Source organism: Rhodococcus sp. CH91, assembly GCF_022554085.1.
Taxonomy (GTDB): domain Bacteria; phylum Actinomycetota; class Actinomycetes; order Mycobacteriales; family Mycobacteriaceae; genus Rhodococcus.
Map to the genome: position 1 here is coordinate 1 of NZ_JAKFYR010000025.1, position 5,327 is coordinate 5,327.

Consider the following 5,327-nt stretch of genomic DNA (forward strand, 5'->3'; position numbering starts at 1 on the left):
CCCTGCCGCAGCAGGATCACCGATATCTGTGTGTGTTGTTTCAGATACCGCACAGTGGACGCGTAACATCTTCGTGGTAAGTCCTCGGCCTATTAGTACCGGTCACCTCCACCCATTACTGGGCTTCCAGTTCCGGCCTATCAACCCGGTGGTCTGCCGGGGGCCTTACCCCCTCGAGGGGGTGAGAAACCTCATCTTGGAACAGGCTTCCCGCTTAGATGCTTTCAGCGGTTATCCCTTCCGAACGTAGCCAACCAGCCATGCCCCTGGCGGGACAACTGGCACACCAGAGGTTCGTCCGTCCCGGTCCTCTCGTACTAGGGACAGCCTTCCTCAAGTTTCTAACGCGCGCGGCGGATAGAGACCGAACTGTCTCACGACGTTCTAAACCCAGCTCGCGTGCCGCTTTAATGGGCGAACAGCCCAACCCTTGGGACCTACTCCAGCCCCAGGATGCGACGAGCCGACATCGAGGTGCCAAACCATCCCGTCGATATGGACTCTTGGGGAAGATCAGCCTGTTATCCCCGGGGTACCTTTTATCCGTTGAGCGACACCGCTTCCACATGCCGGTGCCGGATCACTAGTCCCGACTTTCGTCCCTGCTCGACCTGTCAGTCTCACAGTCAAGCTCCCTTGTGCACGTGCACTCGACACCTGATTGCCAACCAGGCTGAGGGAACCTTTGGGCGCCTCCGTTACATTTTGGGAGGCAACCGCCCCAGTTAAACTCCCCACCCGGCACTGTCCATGAACCAGATCATGGTCCGAGGTTAGATGTCCATTACGATCAGAGTGGTATTTCAACAACGACTCCACCACCACTGGCGTGGCCGCTTCACAGTCTCCCACCTATCCTACACAAACCGAACCGAACACCAATACCAAGCTATAGTGAAGGTCCCGGGGTCTTTTCGTCCTGCCGCGCGTAACGAGCATCTTTACTCGTAATGCAATTTCGCCGAGTCTGTGGTCGAGACAGCAGAGAAGTCGTTACGCCATTCGTGCAGGTCGGAACTTACCCGACAAGGAATTTCGCTACCTTAGGATGGTTATAGTTACCACCGCCGTTTACTGGGGCTTAAATTCTCAGCTTCGCCACCGAAATGGCTAACCGGTCCTCTTAACCTTCCAGCACCGGGCAGGCGTCAGTCCGTATACATCGTCTTACGACTTCGCACGGACCTGTGTTTTTAGTAAACAGTCGCTTCTCTCTGGTCTCTGCGACCACCCCCAGCTCGGACCGCAAGGGCCGTCACCGGGCATGGTCCCCCTTCTCCCGAAGTTACGGGGGCATTTTGCCGAGTTCCTTAACCACAGTTCTCTCGATCGCCTCGGTATTCTCTACCTGACCACCTGTGTCGGTTTGGGGTACGGGCCGTGTATCAACTCACTAGAGGCTTTTCTCGGCAGCATAGGATCACTGAATTCCCCTCAACGGGTATGCATCACCTCTCAGGCTGCATGTGACACGGATTTGCCTATGTCACGCCCTACCGGCTTACACCAGGACATCCACCACCTGGCCCAGCTACCTTCCTGCGTCACCCCATCGCTTGACTACTACAATCAGGGTCCCGTGCAGCCAGTCCGTCGACTCCCGAAGGAGACGACCAACCTTTTGGACGGTTAGCACAACTGATTCGCCATTGGGCGCGGATACACGGGTACGGGAATATCAACCCGTTGTCCATCGACTACGCCTGTCGGCCTCGCCTTAGGTCCCGACTCACCCTGGGCGGATTAACCTGGCCCAGGAACCCTTGGTCATCCGGCGGACGAGTTTCTCACTCGTCTTTCGCTACTCATGCCTGCATTCTCACTCGCGTGGCCTCCACACCTGGATCACTCCGGCGCTTCCACGGCCACACGACGCTCCCCTACCCATCCACACCACTGCCGGAGAAACCGTAATCCCTCCGGGGTGTTATGTGAATGCCGCGGCTTCGGCGGTGTACTTGAGCCCCGCTACATTGTCGGCGCAGAACCACTTGACCAGTGAGCTATTACGCACTCTTTCAAGGGTGGCTGCTTCTAAGCCAACCTCCTGGTTGTCTCAGCGATCCCACATCCTTTTCCACTTAGTACACGCTTAGGGGCCTTAGCCGGCGATCTGGGCTGTTTCCCTCTCGACTACGAAGCTTATCCCCCGCAGTCTCACTGCCGCGCTCTCACTCACCGGCATTCGGAGTTTGGCTGATTTCGGTAAGCTTGTGGGCCCCCTAGACCATCCAGTAGCTCTACCTCCGGTGAGAAACACGCGACGCTGCACCTAAATGCATTTCGGGGAGAACCAGCTATCACGGAGTTTGATTGGCCTTTCACCCCTACCCACAACTCATCCCCTCAGTTTTCAACCTAAGTGGGTTCGGGCCTCCACGACGTCTTACCATCGCTTCACCCTGGCCATGGGTAGATCACTCCGCTTCGGGTCTAGAACATGCCACTACAGATCGCCCTATTCGGACTCGCTTTCGCTACGGCTACCCCACACGGGTTAACCTCGCGACATGCCACTAACTCGCAGGCTCATTCTTCAAAAGGCACGCCATCACCCCCAGCAGCAAGCTGCTCGAAGGCTCTGACGGATTGTAAGCGCACGGTTTCAGGTACTATTTCACTCCCCTCCCGGGGTACTTTTCATCTTTCCCTCACGGTACTAGTCCGCTATCGGTCACCAGGGAGTATTCAGGCTTATCGGGTGGTCCCGACAGATTCACACCGGATTTCACGGGCCCGGTGCTACTCGGGTATTCGCATCGACAGTCACCATGTTTTCGTCTACGGGATTCTCACCCTCTACGACAGGCCGTTCCAGACCATTTCGACTAACACGATGATTTCTTACTGTCGGCCGGCTCAGCAGCGCCGACACAACGAACCCCACAACCCCACGAATGCAACGCCTGCCAGCTATCACACACCCATGGTTTAGCCTCATCCGCTTTCGCTCGCCACTACTCACGGAATCACATGTTGTTTTCTCTTCCTGTGGGTACTGAGATGTTTCACTTCCCCACGTTCCCTCCACACACCCTATATATTCAGATGCGGGTAACACGACATCACTCGTGCTGGGTTTCCCCATTCGGAAATCCTCGGATCACAGCTCGGTTGACAGCTCCCCGAGGCATATCGCAGCCTCCCACGTCCTTCATCGGCTCCTGGTGCCAAGACATCCACCGTACGCTCATAAACACTTACAACAAAGATGCTCGCGTCCACTGTGCAGTTCTCAAACAACACACAACAACCCCTACTCGAGAAGAAGAAACTCTTCCCTTTCGCAGATCATCGTCGCTGAAAAAACACATTGCGTGTTCCCTCAGGACCCAACAGTGCACCGATATAACCCCTCGATCTCTTCCAGGCGGAAGAGACGCTCCGAGGAGTGCTTGTCAGCGTTCCACCCATGAGCAACCGTGCCGCTCGTACGGCGGCAAACGGTCTCTGCCTGCTCCCCCAACACCACTGTGCTGGTCCGAGACAGGAGATGCTCCTTAGAAAGGAGGTGATCCAGCCGCACCTTCCGGTACGGCTACCTTGTTACGACTTCGTCCCAATCGCCGATCCCACCTTCGACGGCTCNCCTCGATCTCTTCCAGGCGGAAGAGACGCTCCGAGGAGTGCTTGTCAGCGTTCCACCCATGAGCAACCGTGCCGCTCGTACGGCGGCAAACGGTCTCTGCCTGCTCCCCCAACACCACTGTGCTGGTCCGAGACAGGAGATGCTCCTTAGAAAGGAGGTGATCCAGCCGCACCTTCCGGTACGGCTACCTTGTTACGACTTCGTCCCAATCGCCGATCCCACCTTCGACGGCTCCCTCCCACGAGGGGTTAGGCCACCGGCTTCGGGTGTTACCGACTTTCATGACGTGACGGGCGGTGTGTACAAGGCCCGGGAACGTATTCACCGCAGCGTTGCTGATCTGCGATTACTAGCGACTCCGACTTCACGGGGTCGAGTTGCAGACCCCGATCCGAACTGAGACCGGCTTTAAGGGATTCGCTCCACCTCACGGTATCGCAGCCCTCTGTACCGACCATTGTAGCATGTGTGAAGCCCTGGACATAAGGGGCATGATGACTTGACGTCGTCCCCACCTTCCTCCGAGTTGACCCCGGCAGTCTCCTGCGAGTCCCCACCATTACGTGCTGGCAACACAGGACAAGGGTTGCGCTCGTTGCGGGACTTAACCCAACATCTCACGACACGAGCTGACGACAGCCATGCACCACCTGTATACCGACCACAAGGGAAACCACATCTCTGCAGTCGTCCGGTATATGTCAAACCCAGGTAAGGTTCTTCGCGTTGCATCGAATTAATCCACATGCTCCGCCGCTTGTGCGGGCCCCCGTCAATTCCTTTGAGTTTTAGCCTTGCGGCCGTACTCCCCAGGCGGGGCGCTTAATGCGTTGGCTACGGCACGGATCCCGTGGAAGGAAACCCACACCTAGCGCCCACCGTTTACGGCGTGGACTACCAGGGTATCTAATCCTGTTCGCTACCCACGCTTTCGCTCCTCAGCGTCAGTTACTGCCCAGAGACCCGCCTTCGCCACCGGTGTTCCTCCTGATATCTGCGCATTTCACCGCTACACCAGGAATTCCAGTCTCCCCTGCAGTACTCGAGTCTGCCCGTATCGCCTGCAAGCCCGCAGTTGAGCTGCGGGATTTCACAGACGACGCGACAAACCGCCTACGAGCTCTTTACGCCCAGTAATTCCGGACAACGCTCGCACCCTACGTATTACCGCGGCTGCTGGCACGTAGTTGGCCGGTGCTTCTTCTGCAGGTACCGTCACTTGCGCTTCGTCCCTGCTGAAAGAGGTTTACAACCCGAAGGCCGTCATCCCTCACGCGGCGTCGCTGCATCAGGCTTTCGCCCATTGTGCAATATTCCCCACTGCTGCCTCCCGTAGGAGTCTGGGCCGTGTCTCAGTCCCAGTGTGGCCGGTCGCCCTCTCAGGCCGGCTACCCGTCGTCGCCTTGGTAGGCCATTACCCCACCAACAAGCTGATAGGCCGCGGGCTCATCCTGCACCGAAAAACTTTCCACCCCTCGCCATGCAGCAAGGAGTCATATCCGGTATTAGACCCAGTTTCCCAGGCTTATCCCAGAGTGCAGGGCAGATCACCCACGTGTTACTCACCCGTTCGCCACTAATCCACCCAGCAAGCTGGGCTTCATCGTTCGACTTGCATGTGTTAAGCACGCCGCCAGCGTTCGTCCTGAGCCAGGATCAAACTCTCCGTTGAAGACTCACAATCACACCCCGAAGGGCCGATCAGTCAAAGACAAAGAGCCAAATCACTAGCAAAAAA

At 57.1% G+C, this 5,327-nt stretch carries 2 rRNA genes; both read right to left on the reverse strand.

The features are described 5' to 3' along the window. Nucleotides 1–72: 72 nt before the first annotated feature. Nucleotides 73–3,206 (reverse strand): 23S ribosomal RNA (locus MOM01_RS22900). 533 nt (nucleotides 3,207–3,739) lie between these two features. After that, nucleotides 3,740–5,261, reverse strand: a 16S ribosomal RNA gene (locus tag MOM01_RS22905). The 16S and 23S rRNA genes sit together here, the layout of an rRNA operon. Nucleotides 5,262–5,327 lie beyond the last annotated feature (66 nt).